This is a genomic window from Calothrix rhizosoleniae SC01 (genome assembly GCF_900185595.1).
GTDB lineage: Bacteria > Cyanobacteriota > Cyanobacteriia > Cyanobacteriales > Nostocaceae > Calothrix_A > Calothrix_A rhizosoleniae.
Genome location: NZ_FYBH01000154.1, coordinates 1 through 17,477 on the forward strand (window position 1 = coordinate 1; position 17,477 = coordinate 17,477).

Sequence of the window (17,477 nt, forward strand, 5' to 3'; positions counted from 1 at the left end):
CAGGAATACCCTTGAATGTTTTAACCTTTCCTTGAGACCTATAGCACTATGCAATTAGGGCGCGGACATTGTTGAAGGCTGAAACCTATGAGCAGTGAACTTATTACTCCTTCGGAGTGAATCCTTTGGATACGCTGAGCGCAAAGCGCACGCTACGCGAACGCAAGCGCCATTTGCTTTATGCCGGGGAACCCGTCCACCGCAATGGTTCACTTATTACTTATTACTTATTACTTATTACTTGCGCGTACCGCTATAGATTTTATATCTGTTATTTTTGTAGTTGATTACCGCTATTTTGGGAACTTGACAGGTAAAATTAATGTCATTCATAGCACTTATAAAAGAATGTAATAAAAATGACAAAATCATTGATATATCAAAAAATTAAATTATCTTTTGTAATTTGTGTAATAGCGATCGCATTTTCATCGAATGCAGCCAAAGCACAAGAAATACTACTGCCCATGTTTGGAGATGTAACCATTGGCAATCAATTTTCTCCAGATCCAATGAAGATGCGTGGTATGAGTGGTGGCTCCACACCAGGAAAAAGTATTGCTGGTAGAAGAGATACCCCCACAGGAGCATGTACGGGATTTTTTGATCAAAAACCAGACCATACATTGCACCTCAATCGTAAATTTGACTACCTCAAACTCAAGGTAAGTAGCCCTGGAGATACAGCTCTGATTATTAAAGGACCCGATGGTATTTGGTGCAATGATGATTTTAAAGGTAAAAATCCCGAAATTGTCGGAGAATGGCTACCAGGAAAATATGAATTATGGCTCGGTTCTTTTGTCAAAGGTGAGTATTTCCCCTATACAATAGAAATCACAGAAGTTAAATAGAATTCTCATATCCGGTTTACTTACATAGAAAAATAGAGTAGAAAGTAATACTCTGTGTCTTGCATATAGTCAGCTTTACATTTCCTCTGGGCGAGAAACTTCCTTGTTTACTTTCCCTATCCCCCTTGGGGGATTATAAGGGGGTTGTCCTCCAAGTCTTCCCAAGTGATGGGATGCCAGCGCCCCATTTTTTTACCAGCCTCTGTTACAATAAATGAGAATTAAGTTAAATTTAATTAAGATTTTTGTTGATGCTATAGCTTTGTTGTAATAAAGCAGTCTGTCCCATAACTAAATATATAGGACAGGAAATTAACAAAATGGATTAATAAACATCCGTTGTACGGCTATTTAGATAATAAGGAGCAACCAATTACCAGCTAAAGCTTGAGATACAGAAATATAACAGAAGAGTGGTCTATGATCTAATTGGACACTCCTATTTTGTCATTTTTTTGTATTCAGAACTAAAAGCTGAGATGACAGGTGTTCTGACTTACTAAAGCTGATCTATTTCTACCGGTATTTAGAGGCAAATTAAGATGAAATTTTCTTGGAGAGTTCTAGTACTCTGGACATTGCCTGCTTTGTTAGTTGGCTTTTTCTTTTGGCAAGGGGCGTTTAGTAATGGGATTGGGGAAATGGGTCAAAATACGGCGAACAGCCGTATGACCTATGGTCGCTTCTTGGAATATTTAGATGCTGATCGCATTACCACCGTGGATTTTTATGAAGGTGGCAGAACTGCGATTGTAGAAGCTGTCGATCCACAGCTTGACAACCGTACCCAAAGAGTTAGGGTAGAACTGCCTCCTAATGCTCCAGAGCTAGTCAACAAGCTCAAAGAAAAAGGAGTTAACTTTGACGCTCACCCCATGCGAAATGATGGTGCGATCTGGGGATTACTGGGTAATTTAATATTTCCCATTTTATTGATTGCCGGATTGTTCTTTTTGTTCCGTCGTTCCAGCAATATGCCTGGTGGTCCTGGTCAAGCCATGAATTTTGGCAAATCCAAGGCTCGCTTCCAAATGGAAGCCAAAACAGGTGTCATGTTTGATGATGTAGCAGGAATTGAGGAAGCAAAAGAAGAATTGCAAGAAGTGGTTACTTTCCTCAAACAACCAGAAAAATTTACTGCTGTAGGAGCAAGAATTCCCAAAGGTGTGCTTTTAGTAGGACCTCCTGGAACAGGTAAAACATTACTAGCAAAAGCGATCGCCGGGGAAGCAGCAGTACCATTTTTCAGCATTTCCGGTTCTGAATTTGTGGAAATGTTTGTCGGTGTGGGTGCTTCCAGGGTCAGGGACTTATTTAAGAAAGCTAAAGAAAACGCTCCTTGTATTATCTTCATCGATGAAATTGATGCCGTTGGTAGACAACGGGGTGCTGGTATCGGTGGTGGAAATGATGAACGGGAGCAAACCCTGAACCAACTACTCACCGAAATGGATGGTTTTGAAGGTAACACAGGTATTATTATTATTGCTGCTACCAACCGTCCCGATGTTTTAGATTCAGCTCTATTACGTCCCGGTAGATTTGACAGACAAGTAATGGTAGACGCACCAGACGTTAAAGGGCGCTTAGAAGTATTAGGAGTTCATGCTCGGAATAAGAAATTAGATCCTAGTGTATCTTTAGAAACAATTGCCCGTCGTACGCCTGGGTTTACTGGTGCAGATTTGGCTAACCTCCTGAATGAAGCTGCTATTCTCACTGCTCGTAGACGCAAAGAAGCCATCACCCTCAGCGAAATTGATGATGCAGTGGATCGGGTGGTAGCTGGTATGGAAGGTACACCACTCATAGACAGTAAGAGTAAGCGTTTGATTGCATACCATGAAATTGGACATGCGTTAGTAGGAACACTACTCAAAGATCACGATCCAGTACAAAAAGTCACTCTAATTCCTCGAGGACAAGCACAGGGTTTGACCTGGTTTACTCCCGATGAAGAACAAGGTTTAATTACTCGCGGTCAACTGAAAGCTAGAATTACTGGTGCTTTGGGCGGACGTGCCGCAGAAGATGTGATTTTTGGTAATGCTGAAGTTACCACTGGTGCTGGGAATGACTTGCAACAGGTAACTGGTATGGCACGGCAAATGGTCACAAGGTTTGGTATGTCCGACTTGGGTCCCCTATCCTTAGAGAGCCAAAGTGGCGAAGTATTCTTAGGGCGTGATTGGACATCTCGTTCCGAATACTCCAACGCGATCGCTTGCCGAATTGACAGCCAAGTCCGTACCATTGTCGAAGAATGCTACGAAAATGCCAAGGGCATGATGCGGGAAAATCGCAGTGTCATGGATAGATTAGTCGATCTATTGGTGGAAAAAGAAACTATTGATGGTGAAGAGTTCCGCCAAATTGTTGCTGAGTATACCCCTGTACCAGAGAAGCCTCAGTACACTCCAAGTCTGTAATTGTGACTGAGACAAATATACCCCCATAGTGTGGATTAAAAAGAAGGATTGCGATCGCAATCCTTCTTTTTTTATTAACTTTTTATCTTAAGAAGTGATTCTTGGGAAGCCCACACCATAATCTCTGATTTGATGTGGGAGGATGTCACCGAATACCCATCAAAATTGCAAAATGATAGGGTTCAAGTATGAGTTTCTGGGTCGCCGTAATTGTCTTACCAGAGACAATATCCGTGAATGTCTTCTGCATTCCCAACAACCTCAATTGCTTAGCCATAATTTCTTGTTCATGTTCGCTAAAGTTAGCTAACACGAGGACGTTTTGCTCCCCATGATGGCGAAAATAGCTGAAAACATGTTCATTACCAGAATGAACAATATCCGTACTAGCAAGGGTAAAAGCTGGATTTTGTTGACGAATTTGAATTAACCTCAATAGCCCCTGATAAATGCGACCAGCAATGCTTTCTGTATCCCAACGGGATTCAGCAAGTTCCCAATCAAACTTAGGTCTGTGAACCCAACGGGTATCACCATCTTTGTCTGGTGATTCAGTATATTTGTAATCATTGAGAGTTCCCAGTTCATCACCCAAATAAATGATGGGTATACCACCGATAGTCAGCAAAATGCCATGTAATAATAATATCCGTCGAATGGCAAATTCTATCTCAGTGGAGTCATTATCATGCAAACCCTTTTCTAAACCGCACAAGGAAGCTGTGGTTCCGGAAATTCTAGCTTCTCCTGTGTCCTCTTTCTCTTGAAAAGGCAAACCCCGAGCAAAACTACCTTCAAAGCGACCAGTATAAAAATCTGTGAGAAATCGTCGATGGTTATAAGGCTCAAACTTTAACTCCCGAGCATCATCATCGGAAAACGCCCAACCGATATCATCATGACAGCGAATGTAGTTAACCCACGCACAACCTTCTGGGAGGGTAAAACGTTTTTCCATCGCATGACGTAACAGAGAAACCTCCCTAGTAGCTAAAGCATTCCATAACAATGCCATTAATTGAGGATTATAAGAAAGCTGACACTCTTCTTGGCTAACATATTTTTTCACTTCATCGGGATGAACAATTGCTTCTGATTTGAAGATTACGGCTGGTGCAGCAATTCTGGTAATTACATTGAATGCTTGAATAATGGTATGTGCCTCTGGTAGGTTCTGACAGCTAGTCCCTACTTTTTTCCATAAAAATGCTACCGCATCCAACCGCAGTACCTCTACCCCCACATTTGCCAGAAATAGCATTTCTTCAGCCATGCGAGAAAATACTGCTGGATTCTCGTAGTTCAAATCCCACTGATAATTACAAAAGGAAGTCCACACCCACTTGCGGATTTTATTTCTATAAGTAAAACTACCTGGATGGTCATCTGGAAATACTGGGGTTAATGTTTTTTCAAATATATCGGGTATATCACGGTTGGGATACATCCAATAATATTCCTGACATTCACGATCTCCTGCTAAAGCGAGTTTTGCCCATTGATGCTCATCAGAGGTGTGATTGAAAACAAAGTCAATTGCCAAACTAATACCATGATGTCTTAATTCGGCAGCTAGCTCCGAGAGTTCTTCCATTGTTCCCAATGTAATATTGACTTCTCGATAGCTACTGACAGCATAACCCCCATCATTATCCCCTTCCGGACATTTAAATAGAGGCATGAGATGCAGATAGGTAATACCTAACTCAGTTAAATAGGGTATGCGCTTGCGAATACCTTCTAAATTACCTGCAAACAGATCCACGTAATACATGGCTCCCACTAAACGTTGGGATTGATACCATTGAGGATATGCTTCCCGCATTACATCCAATGCTTTTAACTCATCCGAACGCTGAACCCACATTTGGGTAGCACTAGCAAGGATATCTTCTAAGTGGTAGAAAAAATCATACTGATGCCCATAGAGCTGATACAGTAAGTTAAATAGGTGGGGGAAATGGGTATTCAGGCGTTGCACATAGCTTTGCCACATTCCCTTATCAACTTGCTCGGCAAAACGAGCTTCTAACCTTGGCATTAAACGAGATAGGGACTTAGTTGCACTTTGATGGGCAAATGAGGCAGATTCACGCATAGCTTTGATTGAGTTAATCTTTAAATCATAATTGATTACTCCCCTGCCTAAAGGGGAGGGGATTCTAAAAGGGTGCTATGAGGCGGATTAGAACCACGTCACTCCGCTTCTTTTTAGCTGTCACACAGGCATAGATCCGATTGGGGTGAGTCAAAGCACCCCTAGATACTCACCGATGTTTCTGGTAAAACCTAAGATTACATGGTAGTATCTTATGTTGACTTGATTCTAGTATGTACATTTACTCCCTAAACAGCAAGGAAATATACTAGCAGTTTCTTGGTTGATTGGGAATTCCTCAATCCTTTTCAATTCCAGCTAGTCTCTCATGTAGGCGCAGCCTTCTCGTAAAGTAATTTTGTACACAACCAAGGATGAAAATACTTCTTTCCTATCTCCCAACTCCTAACACCTAATCCCCATTTTCTAGTTAGATACAACTGTTTTCTGAAATGCCAACCAAGCATCCTCAGCTTTGGCATCACTAGGAACTTGTTTTTGCATCAAAATCACCCCATCTGCAAAACCAATAATCCCATACTCCTGATTTTGAGATAAGTTTTCGATCAAGGTCAATAAATTTTTGAGCAATTCCCGTTCTTCTCGGAAAGCTACTTGATATTTTTGTAATTGCCACAAATCTGCGATCGCATAATCTACTGTAATTATTTGACCTTCATCGTTACGTAATTGTAATGCTGGCAGACGTATAATTTCCCGACGATTAGCAAGATGGGGTATCAGGTATGTTGTTGCAGATACACTAGCATTGGGGGGAATTTTCGCCAGTAAGGGGCGCATCTGAGCCACATGATGCCATTGTTGGGGTAAGGATACATGTACCCAAGGATCGAATGAGTCTGGTAGAAGAAAATAAAAGGTTCGATTTAAACTGGAAGAACTGGAAGTAAAGGAAAATAAGAGAGAAATACTGATACAAACTGCCCAAAAACGCCGGAATCTGGGTTTAAATGCTGGCTGATGTTGGGACCACCACAGAATTCCTCCGTAAAATATTCCTGGGACAACTGTTAAGGCATAACGGGCATTAATGGCTAATACAGTTTTACCTTGAGCAAGAAATAACTTGAGCAAGGGAAAACCAGCAATTGTCCAAGCTGGAGGAGAAATTGCTGGTACGAAAGCTAAGGGCAACCATTGACCGAGTAAATACTTAATCGTTTGGTCTATGGGCGTAAATAATTCTACTAATAAACGCCAGGGATTTTTGATCATGCCCCAGATAATATCCAAAGTAGAAGCTTGATTTCCTTCAGCATATTGTCCAAATCTTTCCAAGGTAAATCTCCGGGAAACATCCTCAGAAAATAAGGGCATAATGGCATTAGTCAATACCAACATATAACCAAAGCTAAGGGTGCAAACAGCCAATCCTACACGGGGAAATCGTTGGCTGAGAATCATGTAAACACCCACACCAAATAAACCCACACCAGCATCTTCCCGCACAGCTAAAATCAAAATCGCCATCAACCAAAACCATCGCCATTGGCGCTTTTCCATTGCTAACAGCAAGCTAAACACAAATAAAGGTATTTGGCTGATATCGTGAAAATTACTGAAAGTGGGGCCTAGTACGGCATTAGCACCATAAAAACTACCAACGATCATTACTGATAATCTTGGTTCTAGGTATTGTCTTGCTAATAAATACAATACCAACCCCGCAATAGTAATTAAGACTATTTGTAAAACTGCTAAAGTTGCAGCGCCAGGAAATAAGGCATATATGGGTAGCCATAACAATAGTGCTGGTGTAAAATGTTGCCCCAGGCGATGGTATTCAACCCTGGCAACTTCTCCTGAATGGACAACATTAGTCGAAAGACTAGAGGATAGAGAACTTTGAAAGAATCTACCGTGGAGGTTATTCCAAAATACTTGATTAAAAATACCCTGGTCGAAAGAGGCATAAAAACTGTAGTAACGGTTCAGACTCAAGCACAAACATACTACAAAAAAAACAAGTACTAGAGGTAATATAGGGCGGAAAATATTACCTTGATTTAATTTTGAATCCAGTATTTTTACTGCATTAATTCGCAGTTTAGACCACATCACTTCCCTTCATTCCAAATCAACGACTGCGACTATTCCATTGTTTAGCTGCATCCTCAACAGCTTGCTCCACAGATTTTTGTCCTAACATTGCTGCTTGTAAGTTTTCGTAAATAGTTTTTTGCAACAGATTTGAGTCTTTCCGAGTAGGAATTAACACCTCTGCTTGTTGCAGTTGTTTAGCACTAATGATTCTGCCTTTTTCTATGGTGCTAGCATTAGCAGCAACATCTTGAAAATAGGAGTCAGATAAGGCTTTTTTCGTAGATGGTAAAACATTCGCTTGTTTAGCAAAAGCCAACTGATTTTCATCATTAGTCAAAAACAGAGCAAATTTCACCGCCGCATCTGGAGATTTAGTGTTACGGGGAATAACTACATTCATCACCGCCACATTGGTTTTCTCTGTGCTACCAGTAATTTGGGGTGCAGTTGCCGAAACTTTAGCGATCGCTGGGGCATTTTTAGCAATAGTCTTCATAAATTCCGGACCAGAAGCCAGAAAAGCAGTTTCCCCAGCTTGGTACAGATCAATCGCATGACGATGACCTTGAGTCAATACTTCTTTGGGAAGCAATCCTTCTTTGTAAAGAGTTACCCAATACTGAAAAGCAGCTTTACCTTCAGGGGTGTTAAATCCAGCCTTGCCATTTTCATCAACTAAAGTTACACCCATCTGCACAAGGGATTCAAGAACTTCCGCAGAATCTTGGGGGACAAAAGTAACAAAAAAAGCATACTTACCAGTCTGACTTTTAATTTTTTTAGCTGCTATAGCTAATTCTTTATAAGTATTGGGTACTCTTTTAATACCTGCCTGTTTTAAAAAATCAGTGTTATAAATGGTTAACCGTGTAGTGAGGTACCAAGGTATACCAAAACTCTTACCATTCAGAGTACTGGCTTGCCAAATATTTGGCAAATACCCAGAACGTAAATCATCAGATATTTTGGCATCCAAATCTAACCAGGCATTTCGCCCAGCCAATTGGGAAGCGAAATCCGGGTTGAGATTAACTACATCAGGTGGCGTTTTGGCAGAAACAGCTGTTAAAATCTTGTTTTCCATCGCCGCCCAAGGTACATCAACCCAGTTAATTTTTATACCTTGGTTTTGGGATTCAAAATTAGCAATCAAATTTTGGAAGTAGTTAGTAAATTGGGGTTGGAGTTGCATTGTCCAAAACTCAATTTTTTCTCCTCCAGAAGTAGCAGATTTTGAATTAGTATCCAGATTGTTAACACTACAGCTAATTGTCCAACTTATCAGGAGTCCAACCAATACCCAAATAAAAAAACTTTGAATTTATGAAATCGAACCATCGTACTTTTAGTATTTATGTTTGATTGGGGTGAAAATATTATGTGCCATTTTCCATACTTTCAGATAAATAAAATACTCAGCGAAAAGCATACTTAGTAATATTTAAAAATTAAATCTAGTATAACTACGGACAAAACTGTGGTGAACAGCTTCAAGAATATATTTGGCAAATCCAATAAAGGAATAGGCATAGAACTTGCACCAGAAAGAGTAAACATCGCTCAAATTCGGAAACACCGCCAGGGTTTAAAGCTAGACTCTTTAATATCAGTGCCGGTTCCAGAAGGAGTTTTTGTTGATGGTCAAATTGCCGATCCTCCAACCATGGCGGAACTGATTCAACAGGGTCTAGCAGATAATAAAATTAGTGCTTCCAATGTTTCTACATCTGTAACAGGTAGAGATTCTATTGTACGTCTTATTCCTGTACCAGCAGAGTTAGATGATAAGGAACTACGGGAAATGGTACTGAACCACGAAGCTGGTTTGTATTTACCATATCCCCGTGAAGAGGCTGATGTCGATTACCAGAAACTTGGGTATTTTGTAGATGAGGATGGCATTGAAAAAGTACAAGTACTATTAGTAGCTACCCGTAAGGAGGTGACAGATACCTATATAAATACATTTGAGCAAGCAGGATTGCAAATCAATGTCTTAGAGATTAATAGTTTTGCTCTGATTAGAACAATCAGAGAGCAACTTCGACAATTTGGGCCCCAAGAAGCCATTGTGCTAGTAGACATAGAGTTTGATAGTACGGAAATTGCCATCATTGTCAATGGAGTACCCCAGTTTTCACGCACAGTACCTATTGGTACTCAGCAAATGCAAACTGCTTTAGCAAAAGCAATGAATTTGCCTGTTTCTAGGGACTTAGATTTATTGCAGGGAATTACCATCCCTCAGACTAGTCAAGAAGCAGATGGCAAAACTGGTATGACTGCTGCGAATCCAGGTTTAGCAGCAATGATGAGGGTATTGGGAGAACTCATAGATGAATTACGTCGTTCTATCGATTTTTATCTCAATCAAGCTGAAGATTTGGAAGTAGCACAGATTCTCTTAGCAGGTTCAGGAGGTGGATTGGAGCAATTAGATGAATTATTAACCCAAAGATTAAGTTTACCTACAAGCCAGATAGATCCAGTGACATCATTGTCCCTAGAAATTGATGAAGAGAAATATCCTACCGTACAGCGTCCTGGTTTAGGGGTAGTACTTGGTTTAGGAATGCGGGAGGTGTAACAGAATGTACAGTTTAGACATTAACTTTCTTCAAGACCGACCAGATTTTCAAAAAAATAGCCCTAGGCAAAAAAGCCAAAAGAGTCTCCTCCCAGAGGGAGATTTAACATTAGTCTATGCAGGACTAGCTATAGGAATATGTATACCAGCTTTGGTCGGTGGTAGTTTATGGTTTTTACAAGCCAAGAATACTGACTTGGAGCAGAAATTAGCACAACTGGAACAAGAAAACAAGAAGTTAGATACAGAAATCGGCAACATTAATAAAATTAAGCGACAAACTAAAGCAATTCAAGCTGAAACCCAAGCTTTGGTCAGTGTCTTTGACCAAATTCGTCCTTGGTCTGCTATGTTGCAAGATTTGCGCGATCGTATTCCAGCCGCAGTCCAAATTGAGAATATCAATCAAATCCCACCAGAACCTGCGGTCAAGGGGAAACCAGCACCAAACCCAGCAGGGGGTATACGAATTGTCGGTAAAGCACGTTCTTTTAATGATGTGAATGATTTTCTTCTCACCTTACAAAAGTCTAGTTTTTTGAAATCAGAGGGAACTAAGATTATTAATGCCATTTTAGTTAAAGGAACAAAACCAAAATACTCTAATGGAGAGCAAGTAGGAATTGCTACACCAGATTTAGTTAAATATACTATTCAGTCTACAATGAGTGATATTCCTGCTTCTGAGTTAATTAGGGAATTAGAACAAAAAGGCACAGTGGGATTAGTAGCTCGCATTCGTAATCTGCAACAAACAGGAGTCCTTAAAAAATGACAGTAAGTGAGGATTTTAATTTTGTTGAGTCAGAAGAGGTACTGGAAGAAAATAGTTTCCCTATTGTCTTTGGTATTACTTTCACACCTAAAATCCTTGGCATTCTTGTGGGGGTTTTGGGAATTGCTGGCGCAGCTTATATGTTACTAAATATGGTAATGCCAGCTTGGGATAAATTCCAAGAACAAGGAGCCAAAGTAAACGACATCCAAGGACAGATCGATCAAAAGAAAGCCAGTATTGGACAGATTGGTGAAGTTAAAAATCAACTAGCATCAGCAAAAAAGCAAAAAATCCAGGTGCTAAAGTTATTTTCTGATGAAAACACTTTAGATACATTACTCCTAGATTTGAATCGTATAGTTGAATCTAGTAATAGTAAAACTTCTGCAAATTTCGTGCGATCGCAACTACAGAAATTTGTGCCTGTTAATCAAAAAGCAGAAATTATTAAAGATAATTCCTATGGACCATTGGTTACAGGTAAGCTGAAACAAAGTACTGTCACTATCGATATTGTAGGTACTTTTGAACAGACTCAATCTATTCTCAGAAATATCGAACGTTTGCAACCTTTATTAATAGTCAAAAATTATCGTTCTCGAGGAGAAAATCAGGTAAAAGAAGAAGAAGACAAACTGAGTTTGCTTAAACCTCCAACTATTAATACATCATTCCAGTTGCAAGTATTAATGCCACTCAATGCCCAGGAATCCGCAAAGACAAAAAAATCAACTACTCAGAAAAAATAGTTGGCATAATTTTTCTAGCACATAAATCTCCCCATCCAATTAATGAGTATTAAAATCTAATTTACTCTCTGAAAAATATGTTGGGTGTATCTATTCTCAAAATGTTTGTTTATAAAGTTTTCTATTGTGAGGAATGAACTGTGAAACACATTCACGGTAAAAATATAATACTGGGTACCGCAGGTTTAGTAATGTTAATGGCTCAACCTGCATGGGCTGTAACAAAAATTACAGATGTTCAACTTAAACCAGCTGATAATGGTGGAATTCAGGTTATTTTAAAAACAGCTTCTGGTTCTCGTCCCCAAATTTTCACTACCAAACGGGGTAAAAGTTTAGTTACTGATATTATCAATACCCAACTAAAAATAGGTAAGGGCAACAACTTCAGTCAAAAAAATCCAGCTCCAGGCATCGCTTTTGTCACCATCAATCAATTAGATGCCAATAGTATCAGGTTAGTGGTAGCAGGAAATGACAATGCTCTCAATAGTCAACCAGTAAAGCGAGGGAATAATAAATTTACCCTCGGTTTTACTCCCGGAAGCTCAATTACAGCACGGGAAACATCATCAAACCAACCATCTACAGCAGTAGCAAACAAAACCCCGACTCCCAAACCGCCCATGGTTCCCAACCCTAAAGTGACCATTGACGGCAAAACAGCACCTACAGATGGCATTGCTAAACCTCCGGTTCCTGCACCTCCTTTCTTACCTAGGGCTGTGGCTCCACCAGTAGGAGATATGGCAATTGCTAATCTTGATGCATCTCCTAGCAATATTGATTTAGGAACTCAAGAACGAGTACCCAGATTAGTACTAAGGGATGCCCCCGTCAGAGAGGTTTTATCATTGTTGGCTCGGGCTGCGGGATTAAATCTGGCTTATATTGGTGGTGCTAATAGTAATGGTAACCAAACAGATCAAGCAACAACTGCCAATAGTAGTGGAACAATCTCTCTAGATATAGAAAATGAGCCTGTCCAGGATGTTTTTAATTATGTATTACGTCTCAGCGGTTTAGAAGCTAATCGTAATGGACGAACTATTTTTGTCGGAGCAAAACTTCCGAATGCAGCCCGAGATATAGTCATGCGTAATATCCGACTAAACCAGGTGAAGGTTGATGTGGCTCTCAACTTTTTGGTAGGTATGGGAGCAGAAAGTGCCATCAACGTTGAAAGAGTAATCAAGAACGTTGAGTCCAAGAAAGTTGAAGATGATCTTAAGACTGAAGAACAAGATGAAACTACTATTAAGCAGATTCAACCTCTAACTCTGCAAACTGAATCTAAATATACAACTCCTGTTCTCCGAGGTTTACAGGCATTAGGAGATACTAGAACTAATTCCGTGACTCTGGTTGGCTCTCCCAAGTTAGTTAGTTTAGCTATGGCTCAACTCACTCATTTAGATGTGCGTCGTCGCCAAGTTGCAGTCAATATTAAAATAATTGATATCAATCTCACCAATGCGAAAGATTTTGGTACTAGTTTTTCCTTTGGGATTGGTGACACTTACTTTCAAAATGATGGTGGTAGAGCGATTGTCAATTTTGGTAGAAGAGCTGATAGCGCTATCGATTTTCCTAAACGTTTACTTGCTAGTTTAGAAGCTCAAGTCACCAGTAATAATGCCAAGATACTGACTGATCCCACCCTCATAGTCCAAGAAGGTCAAGAGGCAACAGTCAAATTAACTGAAGAAGTTGTAGGTAATATATCTAATACTATTACTCGCGGTAGTGACACTTCCAATGAAGTGACAAAACCTGAGAAGCAAGAGGTCGGTTTAATAGTTGGTGTCAAAGTAGAACAAATTGACGACAATGGTTTTGTCTCCTTGTCTGTTGCTCCTAGCCTCAAGGCACCTGCTGGGGAAGCTGATACAAGCGAAGGACCAATTATTCTCATATCTGAACGTTCTCTCAACTCTGGTTTGGTTCGCCTCCGAGATGGGCAGACACTCATTCTCAGTGGTATTATTCAAGACCAAGATCGAGTCACAGCATCTAAAATTCCCATCTTAGGTGATATTCCCTTGCTTGGTTCCTTATTTAGAAGTACTAGTAGAACTAATACGCGGAATGAAGTCATTGTATTATTAACACCTCAAATCATGGATGACTCCCAGCGCTCTTCCTATGGTTATAACTACAAACCTAGTCCAGATGCAAGGCAAATGTTAAAGCGTGGTGGATTGAAGATTCCTAAATAATTAATTGACAAAAATTATATTTCATGGTTGGGGTAGAAATAAATGTTTCTGCCCCATTTGTTAATTTTTGATTAAAAATATTGGGAAAATTGTGGCGATCGCAGTTCAAATATGAGCAGCTTTGGAAAAATTTACATAATTTGAGGAATAAATTCTCATTGGGAAGCTTGGTTAATTGAACATCAACGGCTACAACTATTGCAAATAAAGAGGAAAATGGCTTTCATTCAGAAACTAATTCCTGTTTATAAAGTCTTTAACATTTCCTATTCTTGTGAATATGGAGGTTTTTACTAAGTATTTCTCCCTATTTTTTGGGTGTTTTTTGGGGAAAAATCACTCTTTAGTAAGAAAAAATCCTGAAATCTATATAAATTAATGGTTTCATCTATCCACTTCTGGCTACAACGCCTTAGAATAATTCATTGAAAAGTTTATCAGATGGGAATCGCAGGCTTTTTAAGCATAAATACTCATTAAGGTAACTTTTGTAAACCAATAAACAACGGTTTAAGTGAAAGATGCCTTAAAGGGTATCTCTAACAATCTCGAGTCAATTATTCAGGAGTTTTGACATGAATAAAGGTGAATTAGTTGATGCAGTAGCAGAAAAAGCTAGTGTGACAAAAAAACAGGCTGATGCAGTCCTCAGTGCTGCCTTAGAAGCCATCGTAGAAGCTGTTTCTTCCGGTGATAAAGTAACACTGGTGGGATTTGGCTCTTTTGAATCACGGGACAGAAAAGCTCGTGAAGGACGCAACCCTAAAACCAATGAAAAAATGATCATTCCAGAAACCAAAGTTCCTGCGTTTTCTGCGGGTAAATTGTTTCGAGAAAAGGTTGCACCCCCAAAATCATAAATGTTGGGGTTACAGAAGTTTTTTTGATGATGCAACCTGCACACGGGGGAAATTTAGCTTGGGCAGCTAACCTGGTAGGCTGTTCCCCTAGTGCAATTGTGGATTTTTCTGCCAGTATCAGCCCTTTGGGACCACCTCATAGTGTTTTAGCGGCTATGGAGTCCCAAATGGTCAATCTACGGCATTATCCAGATCCCAATTACAGTGAACTGAGACTTGCTCTCAGTCACTTTCATCAAATACCTCCAGAGTGGATTTTGCCGGGAAATGGTTCGGCAGAGTTACTCACTCTGGCAGGTAGGGAGCTAGCAGAGTTAGCTACAACAGTACTCATAACTCCTGGATTTGGCGACTATTACCGAGCCCTCAGGGCATATAACGCCAATATCCAGGAGTTTTCCCTTGTTGATGAGTGTGCAGGGTGGAGCGCTGCTCTCTCTACTTTTCCTGGACTTCATACTTCCCTTTCTTTCCCGCCCAAATCTCCCCAGACAAGTGGGTTGTTAGTAAATAATCCCCACAACCCGACGGGTAAGTTATTTTTGGGTTCACAAATTATCCCTTATTTAAAGAAATTTGCTTTGGTGGTGGTGGATGAAGCATTTATGGATTTTCTGCCCCCAGAAGAGGAACAAAGCCTGATTGGGTTTGTGCAGGATTATCCCAATTTAGTGATTTTACGATCGCTAACTAAGTTCTATAGTCTTCCTGGACTAAGATTAGGATATGCGATCGCTCATCCTAACCGTCTAAAACGCTGGCAATTGTGGCGCGATCCTTGGTCAGTAAATACATTAGCAGCAACAGCAGCTATGATTGCAATTGAGGATGGGGATTTTCAACGACAAACTTGGGCATGGCTACCACCAGCTAGGGATGAATTATTTCAAGGTTTAACCAAAATCAAAGGATTACAACCTTTACCCAGTGCAGCTAACTTTTTATTGATTAAATCACAAATATCGGGGAAAAAACTGCAATTTCAGTTACTCCAGCAATATAAAATCTTGATCCGAGATTGTCTGAGTTTTCCGGAACTTGGCGATCGTTTTTTTCGGGTTGCTGTACGCACACCGGTCGATAATCAACTATTATTAACAGCATTGAGCAATATCATAGAGCCGTTTTCATCTGAGTGAGGTACAATTCATATCGTTTTGAGCCAGTCCCAATGAAAATTTATCCGTGGAATAAATCCAAAATCTAAAATCCGTCTTGAAAAGTTTGCTCAACGGGGGGAACCCCCCTTCGGGTATCTCCTTCGGAGACGCTACGCGTTAGCGAAGCTCCTCTGAAAGAGGCACGGTAGTTGTTCATGGGGGAAACCCCCAAGACCACACTACACTCACCGCACCGCAACTTTCCGCAAAATCTAAAATCTAAAATCCAAAATTGATTGACTACGATATTGTAATTATTGGTGGCACACCTGCTGGGCGCTATGCTGCCCTCAGAGCCACTCAGCTAAGAGCTACAGTTGCCCTTGTAGAACCCCAACCAAGTTACGGTTTTCTCAAACACTATGCTGTTTCGCAAGTTGCTCAAGGTTTCCAATTACAAAATAATAATTCATTCCCTTGGAAAAATACTCCTTTGGGTATTGATATCGTAAAACATACCCATTTTTTGGCAGACATGATGCTATTTGCCAATCTGGTTGTAGAGCGTGCTGAAGAACAACACTCACCCACCATTCTTGCAGCCAAAGGCGTTGATATCATCTATGGCAATGGTCAATTTCAGGCATCACCTCATTTAGCTTTTGTAGCCAATGAACGCCTCCTACGGGCACGTAACTATGTAATTGCGACTGGTTCTAATTGCTCTATCCCAGAAATTACAGGATTGTTAACAACAGGTTTTCTGACTCTCAACAACATTTGGCAGTTTCTTGAACAAGGCACATTACCCAAACATTGGGTAGTGATAGGTGGGACTCCCCAAAGTATAGAAATATCCCAAACCTTGAGTTATTTAGGTTGCCAAGTTACTCTCATTGTTCCTTACTCCTATATCTTGCCCTGCTTGGATTTAGATATAGCCTTTTTGCTTCAAGCACAGTTGGAAGCTGAAGGTATATGTGTATTAACTGAAACACAAGTTACCCAGGTAATGTGCATTGACGGTCAAAAATGGTTACAAGCAGGAAACAAAGCCATTGCAGCTGATGAAATCTTATTAGCTACCCCAGGAAAACCAAATATTGAATCTCTCAATTTACCAGCAGTAGGGGTGAAATGGCGTAGCAATCGCCTATTAGTAAATCAAAAGCTACAAACTACTAATCGGCGTATTTATGGCTGTGGTGATGTAATTGGTGGTTTTGCTTGTACTAATATTGCCAATTATGAAGCCAGAATTGCCATCCAAAATGCCTTATTTTTCTCCAGGCTACAAGTAAATTATCGCAGTCTTCCTTGGGCTGTTCTGACTAATCCCATGGTGGCACAGGTGGGTTTAACAGAATCACGAGTGCAAAAGCAATATAGCCAAGATCAATTTATTGTATTACGGCAACCTTTCAAAACCTTAGCCACTGCTCAAATTCAAGATGCAACTACAGGTATTTGTAAATTAATTGTATTGCAGAACGGAGAAATTTTAGGAGGTTCTATATTGGGTTCCCAAGCAGGAGAATTAATTAATATAATTGCTTTGGCGATCGCTCATAAAATCAAAGTAAATCGTCTTGCTGATTTATCTCCTATATATCCCAGTTTCTCAGAAATACTCCAAGAAACATCTATTTTATGGGAACGACAAAAATTCAACAATAATATTGGTTGGCAAGAATTTCTCGAAGATTTCTTTCAATTCCGCAGAAATTGGCAAATTTAAA

11 protein-coding genes and 1 pseudogene are annotated in these 17,477 nt (G+C 40.1%); 9 read left to right on the forward strand and 3 right to left on the reverse strand.

Annotation, left to right across the window (positions count from 1 at the left end; genetic code table 11):
- Positions 1-359 precede the first annotated feature (359 nt).
- Both CALSC_RS09000 and ftsH2 read left to right on the forward strand, forming a co-directional pair.
- Positions 360-854, forward strand: coding sequence for a hypothetical protein (locus CALSC_RS09000; protein WP_088241024.1), 495 nt, complete (start codon positions 360-362; stop codon positions 852-854).
- A 542-nt stretch (positions 855-1,396) separates the two neighbouring features.
- The gene (gene ftsH2 / locus CALSC_RS09005; RefSeq protein WP_088241025.1) at positions 1,397-3,283 is read left to right on the forward strand and encodes an ATP-dependent zinc metalloprotease FtsH2; all 1,887 of its coding nucleotides are present in this window, start codon (positions 1,397-1,399) and stop codon (positions 3,281-3,283) included.
- A 145-nt stretch (positions 3,284-3,428) separates the two neighbouring features.
- Here ftsH2 and CALSC_RS09010 read toward each other — a convergent pair whose 3' ends face one another.
- The 3 genes and pseudogenes from CALSC_RS09010 to CALSC_RS09020 all read right to left on the reverse strand — a co-directional run bounded on the left by CALSC_RS09010 (position 3,429) and on the right by CALSC_RS09020 (position 8,783).
- Complete coding sequence (locus CALSC_RS09010; protein ID WP_200817599.1) at positions 3,429-5,381, reverse strand: amylosucrase; 1,953 nt, start codon at positions 5,379-5,381, stop codon at positions 3,429-3,431.
- 426 nt (positions 5,382-5,807) lie between these two features.
- Positions 5,808-7,460, reverse strand: coding sequence for a DUF2079 domain-containing protein (locus CALSC_RS09015; RefSeq protein WP_088241026.1), 1,653 nt, complete (start codon positions 7,458-7,460; stop codon positions 5,808-5,810).
- Between the two features lie 19 nt (positions 7,461-7,479).
- Positions 7,480-8,783, reverse strand: a pseudogene (locus CALSC_RS09020) (ABC transporter substrate-binding protein).
- A gap of 139 nt (positions 8,784-8,922) precedes the next feature.
- Between CALSC_RS09020 and pilM the strand changes: the two are divergent.
- From pilM to CALSC_RS09055, 7 genes are all read left to right on the forward strand, one after another.
- A complete protein-coding gene (gene pilM, locus CALSC_RS09025) occupies positions 8,923-10,032 on the forward strand; it encodes a type IV pilus assembly protein PilM (RefSeq protein ID WP_088241028.1) in 1,110 nt (369 codons plus the stop codon).
- Between the two features lie 4 nt (positions 10,033-10,036).
- Entirely contained in the window at positions 10,037-10,807 is a 771-nt protein-coding gene (locus CALSC_RS09030) for a PilN domain-containing protein (protein ID WP_088241029.1), read from the forward strand.
- Entirely contained in the window at positions 10,804-11,559 is a 756-nt protein-coding gene (locus CALSC_RS09035) for a pilus assembly protein PilO (protein WP_088241030.1), read from the forward strand. The genes CALSC_RS09030 and CALSC_RS09035 overlap by 4 nt, the downstream gene beginning before the upstream one ends.
- A 140-nt stretch (positions 11,560-11,699) precedes the next feature.
- Positions 11,700-13,778: a type IV pilus secretin family protein gene (locus tag CALSC_RS09040; RefSeq protein WP_088241031.1), complete on the forward strand. Its 2,079-nt coding sequence runs from the start codon at positions 11,700-11,702 to the stop codon at positions 13,776-13,778.
- A gap of 545 nt (positions 13,779-14,323) precedes the next feature.
- The gene (locus tag CALSC_RS09045) at positions 14,324-14,638 is read left to right on the forward strand and encodes an HU family DNA-binding protein (protein ID WP_407641900.1); all 315 of its coding nucleotides are present in this window, start codon (positions 14,324-14,326) and stop codon (positions 14,636-14,638) included.
- Positions 14,639-14,664: 26 nt separating this feature from the next.
- On the forward strand, positions 14,665-15,777 hold the full coding sequence (gene cobD, locus CALSC_RS09050; protein ID WP_088241033.1) for a threonine-phosphate decarboxylase CobD: 1,113 nt from the start codon (positions 14,665-14,667) through the stop codon (positions 15,775-15,777).
- A gap of 253 nt (positions 15,778-16,030) precedes the next feature.
- Positions 16,031-17,476: a dihydrolipoyl dehydrogenase family protein gene (locus CALSC_RS09055; protein WP_088241034.1), complete on the forward strand. Its 1,446-nt coding sequence runs from the start codon at positions 16,031-16,033 to the stop codon at positions 17,474-17,476.
- The last annotated feature ends 1 nt before the right edge of the window (position 17,477 follow it).

Coding starts and splice junctions, on each gene's coding strand:
- CALSC_RS09010 (WP_200817599.1), bottom strand. CDS start 5,381: ATGCGTGAATCTGCCTCATTTGCCCATCAAAGTGCAACTAAGTCCCTA.
- CALSC_RS09030 (WP_088241029.1), top strand. CDS start 10,037: ATGTACAGTTTAGACATTAACTTTCTTCAAGACCGACCAGATTTTCAA.
- CALSC_RS09015 (WP_088241026.1), bottom strand. CDS start 7,460: ATGTGGTCTAAACTGCGAATTAATGCAGTAAAAATACTGGATTCAAAA.
- cobD (WP_088241033.1), top strand. CDS start 14,665: ATGATGCAACCTGCACACGGGGGAAATTTAGCTTGGGCAGCTAACCTG.
- CALSC_RS09000 (WP_088241024.1), top strand. CDS start 360: ATGACAAAATCATTGATATATCAAAAAATTAAATTATCTTTTGTAATT.
- CALSC_RS09035 (WP_088241030.1), top strand. CDS start 10,804: ATGACAGTAAGTGAGGATTTTAATTTTGTTGAGTCAGAAGAGGTACTG.
- ftsH2 (WP_088241025.1), top strand. CDS start 1,397: ATGAAATTTTCTTGGAGAGTTCTAGTACTCTGGACATTGCCTGCTTTG.